This is a genomic window from Corallococcus carmarthensis, from assembly GCF_003611695.1.
In the GTDB taxonomy this organism is placed as follows: domain Bacteria; phylum Myxococcota; class Myxococcia; order Myxococcales; family Myxococcaceae; genus Corallococcus; species Corallococcus carmarthensis.
The window spans coordinates 1-17,697 of sequence record NZ_RAWE01000212.1; the positions used below are offsets into that span (position 1 = coordinate 1).

The 17,697-nt window shown below is 70.4% G+C and carries 14 protein-coding genes; 6 read left to right on the plus strand and 8 right to left on the minus strand.

Annotated elements, in window-relative coordinates:
• Positions 1-446: 446 nt before the first annotated feature.
• The 5 genes from D7X32_RS35900 (at position 447) to D7X32_RS35920 (ending at position 8,907) form a co-directional block, all read left to right on the plus strand.
• The gene (locus D7X32_RS35900; protein WP_120607045.1) at positions 447-716 is read left to right on the plus strand and encodes a hypothetical protein; all 270 of its coding nucleotides are present in this window, start codon (positions 447-449) and stop codon (positions 714-716) included.
• A 245-nt stretch (positions 717-961) separates the two neighbouring features.
• Entirely contained in the window at positions 962-1,546 is a 585-nt protein-coding gene (locus D7X32_RS35905; RefSeq protein WP_120607046.1) for a GAF domain-containing protein, read from the plus strand.
• 162 nt (positions 1,547-1,708) lie between these two features.
• Positions 1,709-3,493 (plus strand): serine/threonine-protein kinase, encoded by a 1,785-nt coding sequence (locus D7X32_RS35910; protein WP_244239369.1) that lies wholly within the window; start codon positions 1,709-1,711, stop codon positions 3,491-3,493.
• Positions 3,387-7,142 (plus strand): DUF3858 domain-containing protein, encoded by a 3,756-nt coding sequence (locus D7X32_RS35915; protein ID WP_244239370.1) that lies wholly within the window; start codon positions 3,387-3,389, stop codon positions 7,140-7,142. The genes D7X32_RS35910 and D7X32_RS35915 overlap by 107 nt, the downstream gene beginning before the upstream one ends.
• Before the next feature lie 112 nt (positions 7,143-7,254).
• A complete protein-coding gene (locus tag D7X32_RS35920) occupies positions 7,255-8,907 on the plus strand; it encodes a glycoside hydrolase family 99 protein (RefSeq protein ID WP_120607048.1) in 1,653 nt (550 codons plus the stop codon).
• 26 nt (positions 8,908-8,933) lie between these two features.
• On the opposite strand, the gene D7X32_RS35925 is transcribed toward D7X32_RS35920, so the two are convergent.
• The gene (locus D7X32_RS35925; RefSeq protein ID WP_167506546.1) at positions 8,934-10,262 is read right to left on the minus strand and encodes an isoaspartyl peptidase/L-asparaginase family protein; all 1,329 of its coding nucleotides are present in this window, start codon (positions 10,260-10,262) and stop codon (positions 8,934-8,936) included.
• Positions 10,263-10,524: 262 nt separating this feature from the next.
• Here D7X32_RS35925 and D7X32_RS35930 point away from each other — a divergent pair, with 262 nt between their 5' ends.
• Positions 10,525-11,190: a type 1 glutamine amidotransferase domain-containing protein gene (locus tag D7X32_RS35930; RefSeq protein WP_120607049.1), complete on the plus strand. Its 666-nt coding sequence runs from the start codon at positions 10,525-10,527 to the stop codon at positions 11,188-11,190.
• Between the two features lie 33 nt (positions 11,191-11,223).
• On the opposite strand, the gene sufT is transcribed toward D7X32_RS35930, so the two are convergent.
• Genes sufT through D7X32_RS35965 form a run of 7 tightly spaced genes read right to left on the minus strand, consistent with a single transcriptional unit; the run spans position 11,224 to position 17,488 of the window.
• A complete protein-coding gene (sufT, locus tag D7X32_RS35935; RefSeq protein WP_120607050.1) occupies positions 11,224-11,775 on the minus strand; it encodes a putative Fe-S cluster assembly protein SufT in 552 nt (183 codons plus the stop codon).
• A gap of 9 nt (positions 11,776-11,784) precedes the next feature.
• On the minus strand, positions 11,785-12,237 hold the full coding sequence (gene sufU, locus D7X32_RS35940; RefSeq protein WP_120607051.1) for a Fe-S cluster assembly sulfur transfer protein SufU: 453 nt from the start codon (positions 12,235-12,237) through the stop codon (positions 11,785-11,787).
• The gene (locus tag D7X32_RS35945) at positions 12,234-13,463 is read right to left on the minus strand and encodes a cysteine desulfurase (RefSeq protein ID WP_120607052.1); all 1,230 of its coding nucleotides are present in this window, start codon (positions 13,461-13,463) and stop codon (positions 12,234-12,236) included. Before D7X32_RS35945 ends, sufU begins: the two co-directional genes overlap by 4 nt.
• Positions 13,460-14,770, minus strand: coding sequence for a Fe-S cluster assembly protein SufD (sufD, locus tag D7X32_RS35950; RefSeq protein WP_120607053.1), 1,311 nt, complete (start codon positions 14,768-14,770; stop codon positions 13,460-13,462). The genes D7X32_RS35945 and sufD overlap by 4 nt, the downstream gene beginning before the upstream one ends.
• Positions 14,767-15,555, minus strand: coding sequence for a Fe-S cluster assembly ATPase SufC (gene sufC / locus D7X32_RS35955; protein WP_120607054.1), 789 nt, complete (start codon positions 15,553-15,555; stop codon positions 14,767-14,769). The genes sufD and sufC overlap by 4 nt, the downstream gene beginning before the upstream one ends.
• Positions 15,555-16,994, minus strand: a complete 1,440-nt coding sequence (gene sufB, locus D7X32_RS35960; protein ID WP_120607055.1) for a Fe-S cluster assembly protein SufB — start codon at positions 16,992-16,994, stop codon at positions 15,555-15,557. Before sufB ends, sufC begins: the two co-directional genes overlap by 1 nt.
• The gene (locus tag D7X32_RS35965) at positions 16,991-17,488 is read right to left on the minus strand and encodes an SUF system Fe-S cluster assembly regulator (protein ID WP_120607056.1); all 498 of its coding nucleotides are present in this window, start codon (positions 17,486-17,488) and stop codon (positions 16,991-16,993) included. Before D7X32_RS35965 ends, sufB begins: the two co-directional genes overlap by 4 nt.
• Between the last annotated feature and the right edge of the window lie 209 nt (positions 17,489-17,697).

The window sequence follows — 17,697 nt, forward strand, 5'->3', positions numbered from 1 at the left end:
CGACTAGTCGTCGGCAGCGTCAGATGTGTATAAGAGACAGGCCCCCGCTCCCGAGGCGCAGGGTGAGGTGAAGACCGAGTCCAAGACCGAGACCAAGCACGAGGGCAAGGCCGGCAAGAAGGGCACGAAGACCAAGACCGAGAAGAAGACCACCACCGAGACGAAGACCGAGGGCTGATCCCTCCCGTCACGCGCTCCCGCCCGTCTCCAAGGGACGGGCAGGACGTGGTGCCCGACAGGGGCGCTCTCTTTGCGAGGGTGCCCCTGTTGTCGTTTGCGCGCAGGAGCGGAATCGTTGGCGCTCCAGTGGCCTTCCAGCGCGCGCTCGCGAACGTCCGTGATGGGACCGCGGGTGAATAAACAAAGCCCCAAACCCATCCAGAGGCGCGGTGACAACGCCTGGCGCGCTTCAGCGCCGGCCACCCGTCACGGATCCGAGCCACATCATGAAGACCTTCCTCGTCGCCGCCCTGTTCGCCACCACCGCCGCCATCGCCGCCCCGACTCCCGCCAAGACGCCCGCCAAGGCGCCCGCCGCCGAGACGACCAAGGCCCCCGAGTCCACCGGCGTGCAGGCCGACCCCAACGCGCCGGCGAAGACCGAGGGCAAGACGGAGGCGAAGACCGAGACCCAGCCGTCCGGGCGCACGGAGACCGTCACGCAGGGCACCTCCAAGAAGCCCCTGCAGAAGACGCCCGCCAAGACCGCGCAGTAGTCCCTCGCAGCGGTCCTCCAGGGGGCTGCATCGCACGCCGTGCCCGACAGGGGCGCTCTCTTCACGAGGGCGCCCCTGTTCGCGTTCCGGCCCCCTGACCCACCCCCTCTCTTCACTTCTTGGATTTCCAGTAAAACCACCATTTGACAGGAACAGAGGAATCGCGCATAACAGGACATGTGTGGATGACGTTGCATCCACGACAGGAAGGGGTGTCCCCCTCCCCCCCTTCAAGCGAGACGGTCATGGTCGAAGCGTTCACGAAGGTGTCCGAAGCGTCGCGGTTGCTCCTCGACAAGGGCCTGTGCCCGGCGACGGGTTCGGATGCGCTGGGCATGGTGGCCCGCCCGATGAAGGTGGATCGCGCCTGCATCTTCGAGAACCGGACCACGAACCTGGCGGGCCGGTTCCTCACGGACCTGCGCCACGCGTGGGCGGAGCCGGGCGTGGTGTCCCCGCTGGCCCACCCGGTGCTGCGCGCGCTGCCCATCCGCGACTACGCGATGGCGTGGACGGACATGCTGGAGGCGGGGATGGTGGTCAACTGCACCTCGCGCGAAGCGCCGCCGCTGATGCGCGAGCTGCTGGAGCGCCAGGGCGTCCAGTCCGTCCTCTTGTGCCCCATCGTCCCGGCCAAGCAGTGGTGGGGGTTCGTGGCGTTCGAGGACTGCCACCAGTCGCGCATCTGGCGCCCGGAAGAGGTGTCGCTGCTCAAGTCGCTGGCGCGGGCCATTGGCGCGTCGGTGCGGCACGCGAACATGCGCTCTTCGCTGTCGCAGGTGCGCACCAACCTCACCAGCGTGCTGCGCCCCGTCGTCGGGGACACCTGAGCCCACCTCCGAGCCTTGGCGGTCCCCCTGCGGGCTTCAAGGCGCTTCACCCGGGTCATGGCCGCCCGGCCACCCGGCGAGCGGGAGGGGGCCGGAAGGGCAGCTGGGGAGCGGTAACGCGGCGCCCCGTTTCTGCTACCCTCGACGCCCTGCGCCCCGCCCATGTCCTCGTTTGAGCCAACCGCCATCAGTCGTTCCCGGCCTCCTGACCTCGTCAGCGGCTACCGCCTGGAGAAGCTCGTCGGTGCCGGCGGCATGGGAGAGGTCCACAAGGCCACCCAGCTGTCGCTCGGCCGCACGGTCGCGGTGAAGCTGCTGAACCCGGAGCTGGCCAAGGATCCGTCGTTCATCGCCCGCTTCCAGAAGGAAGCCGCGGCGCTGGCGACCCTGAGCCACCCCCACGTCGTCGCCATCGTCGACAAGGGGAAGACGGACACCACCTACTACCTGGTGATGGAGTTCGTGGACGGGCCGTCGCTGCGCGAGCTCATGCGCAGCCCGTCCATGGACACGCCGACGCTGCTGCGCCGGATGCTGGAGATCTGCCGGGCCATCGAGTACGCGCACGGCCGGGGCGTCATCCACCGCGACCTGAAGCCGGAGAACATCCTGCTGGATCAGCAGGCCGGCGGCATCGCGAAGGTGTCCGACTTCGGCCTGGCGTCCTTCCTGGACGACGCGACGGCGGCCTCGCGCTTCGCGCTCACGTCCACGCACGTGTCCATGGGCACCATCTCGTACATGGCGCCCGAGCAGCGCGTGGACGCGAAGAGCGCGGACGCGAGAGCGGACATCTTCTCGCTGGGCGTCATCCTCTACGAGACCTTCACGGGCGAGGTGCCGCTGGGCACCTTCGATCCGCCGTCGCGCAAGCGCTCGGGCCTGGATCCGCGCGTGGACGCCATCGTGATGCGGTGCCTCAAGCCGGATCCCGACGACCGCTACCCGTCCGTCACCGCGCTCATCGCGGACCTGGAGCCGCTGGTCCCCGGCAGCCTGCTGTCCATGCCGCCGCTGAGGCTGACGCGCTGGCAGCGGGCGAAGGCGTCCATGCGCCACGCGGCGCGCGTGACGGCGCAGACGGCCGCGGGGCTGACGGTGCTGGCCGCCGTGGGCGTGCTGGGCGTGGCCTACCACCGCAGCGGACAGGTGCGCACGCAGGAGCCGCTGCCGGGCAAGGCCATCATGGAGGAGCGGGCCGGCGTCAAGACGCTCAACAGTCCCGGCCGGGTGGAGGACGTCACCCCGGACAAGCGCCGCGTGACGATGGGAGAAGGGCCGGACTCGCCGCAGGTGGTGAAGGCCGGCCGCGAACTGGCCTTCGAGAACAAGGCCATCGTCTTCCCGCCCCTGGACGACGCGGAGCTGCGCGTGGGCCGCGCCCGCGTGGACGTGGTGGGGCTGGTGGGCGGCGTCGCCCGGCTGACCGCGCGCGTGCGCGCTGAAGCGCCGCCGACCACATGGAAGCGCCGCCTGAAGGAAGTGCTGAATGGCCCTCCGCCGGAGCCGGTGGCCTCACTGGGCCTGATGGGCCGCGAGGGCCGCTACGTGACGCTCGTGCACCACGGCGCGGGCGCGCCGCTGTCCCTGGAGTGGTCCCTGGGCGAGCGCAGCGGGGCCATGCTGGGCCTCGCGTCCCCGGAGGGCGAGGTGCGGCTGGAGCTGTTCGTCACCGAGGACGGCGTGCTGCAGGCCTTCGTCGGACAGGGGAAGGATCAGCGCCCCATCGCGGAGCCGCTGAACCTGGGCCAGTCCCGGACACGCACCTCAAGGGGAATATGGCCTCTCCGAGGGGATTGCATTATCCCTCGGCTCCCCTATGCGCACCTTCCGTCGCGGCCTGACCGCGCTCGCTCTCGTCGCCGGACTCACCGGCTGCCCCCGGCCCTCCTCCGTCGTCGCGCCCCACGTGCTCGAGTCCGCCGCCGAGCGCGCCGGCCAGGGTGACGCGGAGGCGCGCACGCTCGCGTTCGCGGGCTTCCACGCGTACCTCGTCGCGGGCGATGTGAAGCTCGCGCAGCAGCGCTTCGACGCCGCCGTGCAGAAGGACCCCGGCGACCCGTACGCCCTGCAGGGCCAGGCGCTCCTGGCCCGGCGTAACGGCCAGTCCGACCGCGCGCTCGCCGCGTCGCTGGAGCTGGTGAAGCGCGCCCCCCGCCACCCGGTGGCCGTCATCGCCGCCCGCTACATGCTGGACCGCGTGGGCACCTCGCGCGCGGAGGACGACAACATCCTCAAGGCCGTGGACGCCGCGCTCACCGCGGGCGCCCGGGGTGAGACGGCCTACCTGCTGCGCGCCTCGCGCCTGGCGGTGGCGAGCTTGCGCGCGGACACGGCCACCCAGGCCCAGACGCTCAAGGACCTGGGCGGCGCGACCGAGGCCACGCTGGTGGGCCCCTTCTCGCCCTTCCACGTGCTGGCCATCGACGAGCCCATCACGCCGGAGAAGGACGGCTCCTTCGCGGGCCCCTTCACGGGCGCGTACGGCGCGCTCGCGGCGCGCACGGTGCGCTCGCCGGACGGCCGGCTGGACCTGGGCGGCGAGCCCGGCCACGGGGACATGTACGCGCTGGGCATCGACGCGGAGGTGGCGGAAGGCGGCGTGTACGTGCTGCGCACCGTGAGCCAGACGTCGCACCGCGTGTTGATGGACGGCGCCCCCGTGCTGGAGCGCCGCGACTGGGCACGCACCGCGTCCACGGTGAGCGTGCGCGCGCTGGAGCTCCCCGCCGGCAAGCACCGCTTCGTGGTGAAGCTGTCCCGCGACAACACCCAGGGCGGCATCACCTTCGCGCTGGTGAAGGCGGACGGAAGCCCCTCCGGGGTGCGCCTCACCGCGGCCACCGGGCCCGCGCCGCGCTGGAACGCGAGCGCCCCGGGCGAGGTGGAGGTCCCGGACATGTACCCGGGCGCGGAGGACCTGGCCCAGGCGCTCCAGGCCGAGGCCGGTGAGACGCTGAGCACCTTCCTCGCGGTGCGCGACGGCCTGGCGCGCGACGCGGACGGCGCCCAGCGGCTGATGGCGAAGGTGGAGGCCACGACGCCCGCGCTGCTCACCCTGCGCGCGGAGCAGGCCGCGCAGGACCGCGGCATCCCGTCCAAGGTGGCGCGCGGCCGGGCCACGCGCGACCTGGAGGCGGCGCTGGCGAAGGACCCGGGCAACGTGGCCGCGCTGCTCCTGCGCGCGGACCTCTTCCTGGATGACGGCCAGCCGGCCACCGCGCTGGACACGCTGAAGACGGCGCGCGACGCGGTGAAGCCCGCGGGCTTCCCGGTGCACATCCTGCTGGCCCGCGCCGCGCTGGCGCTGGACGTGGACGCGCAGGCGGAGGTCGCCCTGGCCTCGGCACTGGAGGCCCAGCCGGGCCTGTGCGAGGCGCTGGGGTTGCAGTACTCGCTGGCGCGCCGGCGCGACGCGGTGGCCCGCACCGACGACCTGGTGAAGGCCCAGGAGGGCTGCCCCGGCGCGGACGCGCGGCGGGTGGACCACCTGCGCACGCGCGGCGACCTGGAGGGCGCGGCGAAGGGCTACACGCAGCTGCTGGCGCAGGACCCGGACAACCTCACCACCGCCGCGGCGCTCTCCGGCATCTACGTGAGCCAGCGCCGCTACGACGACGCGGCGAAGGTGCTCCAGACGCAGACCACCGTGTGGCCGCGCAACGCGGAGCTCCTCAAGCGGCTGGCGGACGTGCGCGAGTACGCGGGCCAGGGCGCGGAGGCGCTGAAGCTGCGCGAGCAGGCGCTGAAGCTGGACGGCACGGACCTGTCGCTTCGCCGCGCGGTGGAGCGCGCGAAGACGGGCAAGGAGCTGCTGGCGGCGTACGCCATCGACGGCAAGGAGGCGCTGAAGGCCTACGAGGCGGCGCCCGTCACCGGCGGCAGCTCGGCGGCGTACGTGCTGGACGCGGCGGCGGTGCAGGTCTACCCGGACGGCTCGCTCGTCAACCGCATCCACACCATCCAGAAGGCGCTGGAGCAGTCGGGCGTGCAGGAGATCGCGGAGGTGAACATCCCGCGGGGCGCCCAGCTGCTGGCGCTGCGCACGCTCAAGGCCGACGGCCGCGTGCTGGAGCCGGAGAACATCGAGGGCAAGGACACCATGAGCCTGCCCGGCGTGCAGGTCGGTGACTCCGTGGAGGTGGAGTACCTGCTGCCCGAAAGCGACCGCGGCCCCGCGCAGCCGGGCTTCACCGCGTCCGCGTTCTACTTTCAAATCGCCAACCAGCCGAACGCGTGGAGCACTTACACCGTGGTCGCGCCCAAGGGCAGCGGCATGAAGGTGGACGCGCACGGCATGAAGGCGCCGCCGCCGGAGGTGAAGGGCGACGTGGAGGTGTTCCACTACGACGCGCGCCGCGTGCCGCCGTTCATCCCGGAGCCGGACGCGCCGCCCTCTGGCAACGAGTACCTGCCCTTCGTGATGGTGGGCGCGGGAGAGACGGGCAACGACGGCCTGGCGCGCGTGTACGGCGACGCGTTCCAGGACCGGTGGCTGCGCACGTCCGAAGTGGAGTCCTTCGCGCGCCAGGCCACGGAGGGCAAGCAGGGCCTGGACGCGGTGAAGGCGCTGCACGCAGCGGTGATGAAGCGCTTCTCCGGACGCGACGCGAGCCTCGCGCAGTCCGCGGCCTCCACGGTGGCGCAGGACCGCGGCAGCCGGCTCACCGTGATGAAGGCGGGCCTGGAGACGCTGGGCATCCCTTCGCGCATCGCCGCGGTGCGCACCTTCAACACCGACCCCGCGCCCTACCTCTTCCCCGCGGACGCGCTCCTGCCCTACGCGGCGCTGCGCGTGGAGGTGCCGGGTGAGCAGCCGGTGTGGCTGGACACGTCCGTGCGCTTCGGCCCCTTCGGAGAGCTGCCGGAGACCGCCATGGGCGAGCGCGAGGCGTACCTGCTGCCGGAGCCCGGCAAGCCCCTGCAGAAGGTGAAGACGCCGCCGCTCAAGCCGCGCGCGGGCAAGGACGTGAAGCTCACCCTGGAGCTGGGCGCCGACGGCAGCCTCAAGGGCCAGGGCGAGGAGACCTACTCCGGCTTCGAGGCCGCGCAGATCGCCGAGGCCTTCGAGCAGCTGTCCGCGGAGAGCCGCAACCAGGCGCTCCAGGGCGCGGTGTCGCGCTACTTCGGCGGCGCGGAGCTGTCCTCCGTGAAGCTGGAGCGCCAGGAGGCCGTGGGCGCGCCCTTCGTGCTGCGCTACGCGTTCACCGTGCCCCGCTTCGGGCGCATGGAGGGCGACAGCCGCATGGCGCTGGGCCCCCTCACCTTCCCCGCCCTGCTGGGCCGGCGCTACGTGCAGCTGTCCACCCGCACCACGCCGCTCTACATCGACGACACGGAGGCCAGCCGCACCAACGTCGCCGTCACCCTGCCCCAGGGCTGGAAGCTCAGCGACCCGCAGGCGGGCCTGAAGGTGGACAGCGAGTTCGGCCACTTCACCCGTTCGGAGAAGCAGGACGGCCGCACGCTCTCCATCGCGGAGTCCATCAACCTGCCCCGCGCCCGCGTCACCCCGGCGGAGTACGAGAAGTTCTCCGCCTTCGCCGGTGACGTGGACCTGCTCCAGGTGCGCGAGCTGTTCCTCGTGAAGCAGTAACCGTCGCGACGCGACCTTCCAGGAATACTCATATTCCTGGTTGATAGTGTCTTATGGCAACGTGGCTCCTGGCCGAGGCGTTTCGCGCCTTACCGGCCAGGAGCCTGTTCACATGAGACGTCAGGGTTGGGTTTCGCTGGGCGCGGGCCTTGTCTGCGCGCTGTGGGGTTTCCTCGCGGCGGACGCGGCGGTGCCGGTGCCGAAGACGGTGGGCAAGAAGGTCTACGTGCACCTGATGCCCTGGTTCGAGACGCGGTCCACGTCGGGCACGGGCGCGTGGGGCATCCACTGGACCATGGCCAACCAGAACCCGGACGTGGTGGACGGCTCCGGGCGGCGGCAGATTGCGTCCTACTACTACCCGCTCATCGGGCCGTACGGCTCCGGGGACCGGGACGTCATCGAGTACCAGCTGCTGCTCATGAAGTACGCGGGCGTGGACGGGGTGCTCATCGACTGGCCGGGCACCATCAACGCCTGGGACTACCCGAAGAACCGCGCCAACACGGAGGCCATCATCGCGCAGACGGCGGCGGTGGGGCTGGACTTCGCGGTGGTGTACGAGGACCACAACGCGCAGCTCGCGTACGAGGCGGGCTTCATCAGCGACAAGCTGGGCGCCGGCCGCAACGACATGGCGTACCTGCGCGACCGCTACTTCAACCAGTCCAACTACATCCGGGTGAACAACGCGCCGCTGCTGCTCGTGTTCGGGCCGCAGACGTTCCAGTCCGCCGGGGACTGGACGAACGTCTTCTCACCGCTGAGCCAGAAGCCCACGTTCCTGACGCTCTGGTACGAGTCCGGTGAGGCGGGCGCGAACGCGAAGGGCGAGTTCGCGTGGATCTACCCGGACTTCACCACGGGCCTCACGCACTTCTATAACAACCAGCCTTCGCCCCTGAAGTTCGGCTCCGTCTACCCGGGCTTCCGGTCGTTCTACGCGGCGGGCGGTTGGGGCGGGCCCACCTGGGAGATTGCCCATAACGGGTTGAACAGCTTCAACCAGACGCTGGACCTGGCGAAGAACGCGGGCAGCATCAATCACTTCCAGCTCAACACCTGGAACGACTACGGCGAGGGGACGATGATCGAACCCACGCGCGAGTTCGGCTACGGGTTCCTCACGTCGCTCCAGCAGAAGCTGGGCGTGCCGTATTCGCAGAGCGAGCTGGAGCTGATCAACACCCTGTACCAGCAGCGCAAGCAGTACGCGGGGGACGGCAACAAGCAGGCGCAGCTCAACCAGGCGGCCTCCGCGCTGTTCTCGCTGGACGTCACCGGGGCGCGCAACATCCTGAACGGCGGCGGTGGTGGCTCGGGCGTGTCCGTGACGAACGGCGGCTTCGAGTCCGGCATGACCGGCTGGACGACGTGGACGCCCAACGGCACCGCGGGCGCGGCCTTCACGGAGACGTACAACGGGGGCCACGCCAGCGCGAACCACCTGACGCACTGGAGCGGCGCCCCGTTCGAGACGTGGACGTATCAGTCCGTCTCCGGGCTCGCGTCCGGCAGCTACAAGGTCCGCGCGTGGGTGCGCAAGGGCGGCAGCTTCGCGCTGTCGCGCCTCCAGGTGAAGACGTGCGGCTCGTGCGCGGCGGTGTTCACCGCGCTGGGCACGTATGGGGATTGGACCCAGGTGGAGACGCCCGCCATCTCCGTGACGGGCGGCTCCCTGGAGTTCGGCTTCCACACGCAGGCGACCACCGGCGACACCGCCAACTTCATCCACATGGATGACGTGTCGCTCGTGAAGCTGTAGCGCGTGCTTCGGGTTCGGCCGCCTGCCTAGGGCTGCTGGAAGATGGCGACGGTGGGCGTGCCGTCCTCGCCGATGTAGCCGCGATACATGCCGCTGGAGTTGAAGGGCATGGCCACGTGGCCCTGCCGGTCCATGGCGATGACGCCGCCCTCCCCGCCGGCCTTCACCAGCACGTCGTGGATGACGTAGTTGGCGGCCTCGGGGAGCGGCAGGTCCTGGTATTCGACGCGGGCGCAGATGTCGCGCGCCACCGTGTAGCGGATGAAGAACTCCCCGTGACCCGTGGCGGAGACGGCGCAGCGCTCATCCGCGTAGGTGCCCGCGCCGATGATGGGCGAGTCCCCCACGCGGCCGAAGCGCTTGTTGGTCATGCCGCCCGTGGACGTGCCCGCCGCGAGGTTGCCTTCCTGGTCCAACGCCACCGCGCCCACCGTGCCGAACTTGTGGTCCCCCGTGATGGGATCCACGCCCGGAGTCAGTGACGAGCCGGGCTGTGGCTGCGCCGGTGTCGCGGGCTGCCCCTGATTCGACGGCGGAGGCGTCGTTGGCGCCTGTCCCGGGGATGACGGCGCTGGCGTCGTGGGCGGCTGGCCCGGTGCGGACGGCTGCGCAGGTGTTGGGGAAGGCTGACCTGGCGTCAGCGGCTGCGCGGGCGTCGCGCCCTGCGTGGGCGGCTGTTGGCTCGCGGGCGGCTGCCCTTGCGGCGCGGGAGGAGCCTGCTTCGCGCGCTCCTGCTCCAGCGCGCGCTGGAGGCCCTGCCAGCGCTCCTCCGTGTAGAAGTACTTCGCGTCCACCAGGGGCATGCCCTGCGACTGCGCGAAGGCCTCCGCGCCGTCACCCACCATCATCACGTGCGGCGACTTCTCCATCACCAGCCGCGCCAGGTCGATGGGGTTCTGGATGTGGCGCACGCCGGCCACCGCGCCGGCCATGCGCGTCTTTCCATCCATCACCGCCGCGTCCAGTTCGTTCACGCCGTCGTGGTTGAACACCGCGCCCTTGCCGGCGTTGAAGTACGGCGAGTCCTCCAGCACGCGGATGGCCGCCGTCACCGCGTCCAGGCTGCGGCCGCCCTTCGCCAGCACCGCGTGCCCCGCCTGGAGCGCCTCCGTGAGCGCGGCGCGCATCGCGGCCTCGCGCTCCGGGGTCAGGTTCTCGCGCGAGATGACGCCCGCGCCACCGTGGATGACCAGCCCCCACTTCGGCTTCACGCGTGGCGGCGCATCCGTGCGCAGGGCCGCCTCGTCACGCGCGGCGCCGGCCTGTGACGACGTGGCGCAGCCCATGGGGGCCAGCAGCAGCGCGGTGCTCGCGAGCAGGCTCCGGTGCAGCCAGGGAGAGAACGAGGGGGACATGCCGTGCGCCTCCAGAAGGGGGCCCGCGCTACGGTGGCGACACACCGCCGGGAGCACGAGCACCCCTTGTCGTAGAGCCGTTCGCCAGGGGGCGTCCAGGACCGCCGCATGCCGCGCCGCACCAGTCACAGTGAGGACTTCACCCCTGCGGCACCCCGAGCGCCCGCCTGCCCGCCTGCCCTCCGCTTCCCCTCCCGGAAGGGCATGTCCACCGTGGAGGTTCGGGCTGTAGGGCATCGACGGACATCGGGGAGACAGGGCAATGAAGAAGCTGAAGGGGATGCGGGTGGCCGTGCTGGCGGCGGATGGCTTCGAGCAGGTGGAGCTGACGCGGCCGGTGAAGCGCCTGGAGCGAGAGGGCGCGCGCGTCACCATTGTCTCCCTTCACAAGGGCCGCATCCGGGGCATGAACCTGCTGGTACCCGGCCGCAAGGTGCGCGTGGACGCCACGCTGCGCGACGTGAAGGCCGCTGACTTCGACGCGCTGCTCCTGCCCGGCGGCTTCATGAACCCGGACTTCCTCCGGCAGAGCGCCCTGGCGCTGGACTTCGTGAAGGACGCGGACCTGCTGGACCAGCCCATCGCGGTCATCTGTCACGGGCCGTGGCTGCTCGCGTCCGCGGGGCTCCTGGAAGGCCGCCACCTGACGTCCTGGCCGGGCATCCGCAATGACATGGAGAACGCGGGCGCGCACTGGACGGACGAGCCCGTGGTGCGCGACAGCAACTGGGTGTCCAGCCGGGGGCCGCACGACCTGCTCGCCTTCGAGCACGCGATGGTGGAGCTCTTCGCGGAGCGCATGTCGCCCGCCATCGCCCGCCGCACCACCACGGAAGCCGCGCCGCGCTGGCCCCGGTGGCTCGCGGGTGGGCTCGCCGCCGCGGCCACGCTGGGACTGGTCGCACGCAGCAGGAAGGCCCTGGCCTAGCAGACGGCCCGGGCCCGGGCACCGCCCGTGATTTCACATCCAGCCGAGCTGGAGCCGCGCGACATCCGTCATGCGGCTCTGGTCCCACTGCGGCTCCCAGACGAGCTCCACGTGGGCTTCCTTCACGCCGGGCAGCGCGGACACCTTGGAGCGCACGTCCTCCACCAGCACCTGGCCCATGCCGCAGCCGGGCGCGGTGAGCGTCATCTCGATGTCCACGCGCTGGCCGCCCTCTTCCAGCGGCGTGGCCTTGCACGTGTACACCAGCCCCAGCTCCACGATGTTCACCGGGATCTCCGGGTCATACACGGTGCGGAGCTGCTCCCAGACCTGCTCCTCGTGGAACTCCCCGGGCGGGGCCTCTTCGGCGGGGACCTTGGCCTTCGCCGCGTAGTCCGCGCCCAGCACCTCCGCGTTCTTCTCGTCGATGCGGAACAGCTGGCCGTACGGATCCTGCACCGTGACGTTGCCGCCCAGCGTCTGCACCACCGTCAACTCCGAGCCCGCCGGCAGCAACACCTTGTCCCCGCTGGGGATGAGCATCGCGTCCACGTCGCGCTCGATGACCGTCATCGCGCCTCGCATGTCCCCTCCCTACTCCGTCGACACCGACGTGGAGCGGCCATCCAGCGCCGCGTGCAGCGTGTGCCACGCCAGGCTCGCGCACTTCACCCGGGCCGGGAACTCGCTCACGCCCGACAGCACCGCGAGCTTGCCCAGCGACTCCGGATCCACCTTGTCCGGACCTTCCGTCACCAGCGTGTGCACGCGCGCGAAGAGGGCCTCGGCCTCCTCGCGCGTCTTGTCCTTCACCGCGCCCGTCATCAGCGACGCGGACGCCTTGGAGATGGCGCAGCCCTGGCCCTGGAAGCCGATGTCGCGGATGACGCCGTCCTCCAGCTTGAGCGTCACGGAGAGCTGGTCGCCGCACAGCGGGTTGTAGCCCTCCGCCGCGCAGGTGGCGCCCTCCACCACCCGGAAGTTGCGCGGGCGCTTGGAGTGCTCCAGCACCACCTCCTGGTACAGGTCCTTGAGGTCGGAACTCACGCGAACACCTCCTTCACCTTGTGCAGGCCCTTTACCAGCGCGTCCACGTCCTCGGTCGTGTTGTAGAGCGCCAGCGACGCTCTCGCCGTGGCCGCCACCCCGAAGCGCTGCATCAGCGGCTGGGCGCAGTGGTGCCCGGTGCGGATGCAGATGCCCTCCTGGTCCAGGATGGTGCCCACGTCATGCGGGTGGACGTCCTCCATCGTGAAGGACAGCACGCCCGTCTTGCGCGGCGCCGTGCCCACCAGCTTGAGCCCCGGCACCGACTCCAGCGCCTGCGTCGCGTACGCGAGCAACCACTGGTCGTGCTGGGACACGTTCTCCATCCCCACGGCCTCCAGGTAGCGGATGGCCGCGGCCAGCCCCACCGCGCCCGCCATGTCCGGCGTGCCCGCTTCGAAGCGGTGCGGCACGCGGTTGTAGACGGTCTTCTCCATCGTCACGGAGAGGATCATGTCCCCGCCGCCCTGGTACGGAGGCAGCGGCTCCAGCATCGACAGCTTCCCGTACAGCACGCCGATGCCCGTGGGCCCGAAGAGCTTGTGCCCGCTGAAGGCGTAGAAGTCACAGTCCAGGTCCTGCACGTCCACCTGGAAGTGCGTCACCGACTGCGCCCCGTCCACCAGCACCGGGATGTTCCTGGCATGCGCCTTCGCCACCAGCTCCTTGATGGGGTTCACGGAGCCCAGCGCGTTGGACACGTGCGTGATGGCCAAGAGGCGCGTCTTCTCCGTGAGCAGCGCGTCCACCGTGTCCATGCGCAGCTCACCGCGCTCGTCCACCGGGATGACGCGCAGCTTCGCGCCCGCCGCGTCGCACACCATCTGCCAGGGCACGATGTTGGAGTGGTGCTCCATCGCGGAGATGAGCACCTCGTCGCCCGGGCCCACGTGCTTGCGGCCGTAGGTGGCGGCCACCAGGTTGATGGCCTCCGTGGTGCCGCGCACGAAGATGACCTCGCGCACGTCCTTGGCGTGGATGAAGCGGCGCACCGTCTCGCGCGCGTCCTCGAAGGCCTGCGTGGCGCGCTCGGAGAGGATGTGCACGCCGCGGTGCACGTTGGCGTTGTCGTGCGTGTAGTAGCGCGTCAGCGCGTCCAGCACCGCCTGAGGCTTCTGCCCCGTGGCGGCGCTGTCCAGGTACACCAACGGACGGCCCCGCACCTCCTGCCGCAGGATGGGGAAGTCCGCGCGAACCCGCGCGAGGTCGAATCCAGGCCCACTCATCCCATCACCTCCGCCGAACCCGGCAGCTTTTCCGCCAGCAACGCCTCCACCCGCGCGCGCACCGGACCTTCCGGCACCGCGCGCACCAACTCGCTGGCGAACGCCTGCGTCAGCATCCGCTCCGCATCCACCTTCGAGATGCCGCGCGAGCGCAGGTAGAACAGCGCGTTGTCATCCAGCCGGCCCACCGCCGTGCCGTGCGCGCACTTCACGTCGTCCGCGAAGATCTCCAGCTGCGGCCGTGCGTCCACCTGCGCGCCCTCGGAGAGCAGCAGGTTGCGGCTGGTCTGGCTCGCGTCCGTCTTCTGCGCGTCCTCGCGCACGAGGATCTTCCCGTGGAAGGTCCCGCGCGAGCGGTCGTCCAGCACGCCCTTGTAGAGCTCGCGGCTGGAGCAGTGCGGCACCGCGTGGTCCAGGTCCGTGCGGTTGTCCAGGTGCTGCGTGCCCCGGCCCACGAACAGGCCGTTGAGCACGCACTCGCCGCCCTCGCCCGCGAAGGCCGCGTGCACTTCATTGCGAGCCAGCGCCCCGCCGAACGAGAACGCATGCGACTGGAAGCGGCTGTCGCGCCCCTGCCGCGAATACAGCCCGCCCAGGTGCAGCGCGGTGTCGCCCTCCGCCTGGAGCTTGAAGTGGCGCAGGCTGGCGTTGTCCCCCAGCGACACCTCCGTCACCGCGTTGGTGAAGGTGGCCCCGGTGCCCAGGCCCGCGTACGTCTCCACCAGCGTGGCCTCGCTGCCCTCGCCCGCCACCACGACGATGCGCGGGCTGGCCAGCACCGGCCCGTCGCCACCGCGCGCGAGGAACAGCAGCTGCACCGGCACCTCGCTCAAGGCCCGGGGCGCGAGCGTCAGCAGCGCGCCCTCCTCCAGCAGCGCCGCGTTGAGCGACGTGAAGGCATGCGCGGACGGCCGCGAGAACTGGCCCAGCGTCTCCTGCAACAGCGCTCCGTCCTCACGCAGCGCCTGCGACAGCGGCTTGAGCACCACGCCGCGCGGCAGGCCGGTGAGCACCGACAGCGCCGGCACGAAGCGCCCATCCACGAACACAAGCCGGGGGCCGGGCAGCGCCAGCCGCGCCACCGCCTGGGCCACGTCCTCGCCTGCGGACACGTCCCGCACGGGCTGGAAGGGATGCGACGACAGCGTGGCGACAGGCGTGTACTTCCACTCCTCGTCCTTGGACGTGGGCAGACCGCGCGCCTGGAACTGGCTCAGGCCTTCCTCACGAAACGCCTGGAGCCACGCGGGGACATCCCCGCGCGCCTGGAAGGACCGGGCCACGTCCACGTAGTGGGACGCGCTCATGGCCGAGCCTCCTTCGCCTTGCCGGCCGCGCCGCCCTCCCCGCCAATCCAGCCGTAGCCCTTCTCCTCCAGCTCCAGCGCCAGCTCGCGTCCACCCGAGCGCACGATGCGGCCCGCGGACATCACATGCACGCGGTCCGGCACGATGTAGTCCAGCAGCCGCTGGTAGTGGGTGATCACCACCATGGCGCGGTCCTTCGCGCGCAGCGCGTTCACGCCGCCCGCGACGATGCGCAGGGCGTCGATGTCCAGGCCCGAGTCCGTCTCATCCAGCAGCGCCAGCCGGGGCTGGAGCACCGCCATCTGGAAGATCTCGTTGCGCTTCTTCTCTCCGCCAGAGAAGCCCTCGTTCACGGAGCGGTTCATGAACGCCGCGTCCAGCTGCACGAGCTTCGCCTTCTCCTTGGCCATCTGGAGGAAGTCCATCGCGTCCAGCTCTTCCTCGCCCTTCGCGCGGCGCTGCGCGTTGAGCGCCGTGCGCAGGAAGTGCAGGTTGCCCACGCCCGGAATCTCCACCGGGTACTGGAACCCCAGGAACACGCCCGCCTTCGCGCGCTCCTCCGGCGGAGTGCCGAGCAGGTCCTTGCCGTCGAAGAGCACGGAGCCCTTCGTCACCTCGTACGTCTCACGCCCCGCCAGCACGCCCGCGAGCGTGCTCTTGCCGGAACCATTGGGCCCCATGATGGCGTGCACCTCGCCGGCGCCCACCTCCAGGTTGATGCCCTTCAGGATGTCCTTGCCGGCCACGCGGGCGTGCAGGTCCTGGATGCTCAACAACGACGCCATCACCCGACGCTCCCTTCCAGACTCACGCCCAGGAGCTTCTGCGCTTCCACCGCGAACTCCATGGGCAGTTCCTTGAAGACCTGACGGCAGAAGCCGTTCACGATCATCGACACCGCGTCCTCCTGCGAGATGCCGCGCTGCCGGCAGTAGAAGAGCTGGTCCTCGCCAATCTTCGACGTGGACGCTTCGTGCTCCACCTGCGCGGTCGCGTTCTTCACCTCGATGTACGGCAGCGTGTGGGCGCCGCACTCGTCGCCCAACAGCAGCGAATCGCACTGCGTGTAGTTGCGTGCGTTCGCCGCGCTCTTGAGCACCTTCACCAGGCCCCGGTACGTGTTCTGCCCGCGGCCCGCGGAGATGCCCTTGGACACGATGGTGGACCGGGTGTTCTTCCCGATGTGCACCATCTTCGTGCCCGTGTCCGCCTGCTGCCGGTGGTTGGTGAGCGCCACCGAGTAGAACTCGCCCACCGCGTCATCCCCCTTGAGGATGACGCTGGGGTACTTCCAGGTAATCGCCGAACCCGTCTCCACCTGGGTCCACGAAATCTTGGAGCCCCGGTGCGCGATGCCGCGCTTGGTGACGAAGTTGTAGATGCCGCCCCGCCCCTCCGCGTCGCCCGGGTACCAGTTCTGCACCGTGCTGTACTTGATGGACGCGCCGTCCAGCGCCACCAGCTCCACCACCGCCGCGTGCAACTGGTTGGTGTCGCGCATGGGCGCGGTGCAGCCCTCCAGGTAGCTCACGGAGGCGCCTTCATCCGCGATGAGCAGCGTGCGCTCGAACTGGCCCGTGTCCGCCGCGTTGATGCGGAAGTACGTGGACAGCTCCATGGGGCACTTCACGCCCTTGGGCACGTAGCAGAACGAACCGTCGCTGAAGACCGCGGAGTTGAGCGCCGCGAAGAAGTTGTCGGAGAAGGGCACCACCGTGCCCAGGTAGCGCTCCACCAGCTCCGGGTGCTCGCGCACCGCTTCGGAGAACGAGCAGAAGATGACGCCCGCCTTGTAGAGCTTCTCCCGGAACGTGGTGGCCACCGACACGGAGTCGAACACCGCGTCCACCGCGACGTTCTGAAGCCGCTTCTGCTCCTCCAGCGGGATGCCCAGCTTCTCGTAGGTGCGGAGGATCTCCGGATCCACCTCCGACAGGCTGTCCTTCTTCGGCTTCTGCTTCGGCGCCGAGTAGTAGCGGATGGCCTGGTAGTCGATGGGGTGGTACTTCACCGCCTGCCACGTGGGCTCCTTCAGCGTGAGCCAGTGGCGGTACGCCTTCAGGCGCCACTCCAGCATGAAGGCCGGTTCGTTCTTCTTCGCGGACAGGACGCGGATGACGTCCTCGTCCAGGCCGGGCGGCAGCGTGTCCGCCTCCACCTGGGTGACGAAGCCCGCCTGATAGCCCTTGCGGGCCAGCTCCTGGATGGTTTCGGTGCTGGTCATGAACGGACTCCCGTGACGGAAGGAGGAGCGCCGAGGGACGCCGGCAGGCCCAGGCCCACCAGCCGCTCCGGCATGCGGGGCACGGGCGCGCGCAGGTCCGCGAGCGTCAGCCTCCCCAGCGCTTCCTGGATGGCTTGATTGATGAGGCGCCAGTGGCCTCGCACCTGGCAGACGGACTCCAGCTCACAGGGGCCGGCGGGCTTGCCCTGGTGCTGGCCACACTCCGTGAGGGACACCGGCCCCTCCAGCGCGGTCACCAGCTCCGCCAGGGAGATGGCCTCCGCCGGACGCGACAGGCCATAGCCACCGTTCGCGCCCCGGTGCGACACCACCAGCCCCGCCTGCAACAGGCCCTTCAGGACCTTGCTCGCGGACGGAAGGGAGACACGCGTGCGCGCCGCCAGCTCTCGCGTGGTGCGGGTTTCCCCGTCCGCGCGCGCCAGCTCGGCCATCAGCACGATGCCGTAGTCGGTCATCTTGCTCATCCGGAGCATGTCTGGGGTGTCTCCTGTGGCTGTCCACGGGCCCGATGCCCGCGACGGCCTCTTATGTAATGTGGACCTGTCCAGTCCACATTCAAATCCGGAAGCAACGAGCTAGGGTGGGGCCGTCCGCTTTCCGAGTCTGTCTCCCCCTCGAGGAGCCCCACCGATGCGCCGTCCCCTCCCCCTCCTGCTCACCGCGCTGGCCCTGGCCCTGGTGG

Bases quoted from the DNA above. Each gene is read 5' to 3' on its own strand.
- D7X32_RS35900 (WP_120607045.1), top strand. From the start codon at position 447: ATGAAGACCTTCCTCGTCGCCGCCCTGTTCGCCACCACCGCCGCCATC.
- D7X32_RS35905 (WP_120607046.1), top strand. From the start codon at position 962: ATGGTCGAAGCGTTCACGAAGGTGTCCGAAGCGTCGCGGTTGCTCCTC.
- D7X32_RS35910 (WP_244239369.1), top strand. From the start codon at position 1,709: ATGTCCTCGTTTGAGCCAACCGCCATCAGTCGTTCCCGGCCTCCTGAC.
- D7X32_RS35920 (WP_120607048.1), top strand. From the start codon at position 7,255: ATGAGACGTCAGGGTTGGGTTTCGCTGGGCGCGGGCCTTGTCTGCGCG.
- D7X32_RS35925 (WP_167506546.1), bottom strand. From the start codon at position 10,262: ATGTCCCCCTCGTTCTCTCCCTGGCTGCACCGGAGCCTGCTCGCGAGC.
- D7X32_RS35930 (WP_120607049.1), top strand. From the start codon at position 10,525: ATGAAGAAGCTGAAGGGGATGCGGGTGGCCGTGCTGGCGGCGGATGGC.
- sufT (WP_120607050.1), bottom strand. From the start codon at position 11,775: ATGCGAGGCGCGATGACGGTCATCGAGCGCGACGTGGACGCGATGCTC.
- D7X32_RS35945 (WP_120607052.1), bottom strand. From the start codon at position 13,463: ATGAGTGGGCCTGGATTCGACCTCGCGCGGGTTCGCGCGGACTTCCCC.
- sufD (WP_120607053.1), bottom strand. From the start codon at position 14,770: ATGAGCGCGTCCCACTACGTGGACGTGGCCCGGTCCTTCCAGGCGCGC.
- sufC (WP_120607054.1), bottom strand. From the start codon at position 15,555: ATGGCGTCGTTGTTGAGCATCCAGGACCTGCACGCCCGCGTGGCCGGC.
- sufB (WP_120607055.1), bottom strand. From the start codon at position 16,994: ATGACCAGCACCGAAACCATCCAGGAGCTGGCCCGCAAGGGCTATCAG.
- D7X32_RS35965 (WP_120607056.1), bottom strand. From the start codon at position 17,488: ATGCTCCGGATGAGCAAGATGACCGACTACGGCATCGTGCTGATGGCC.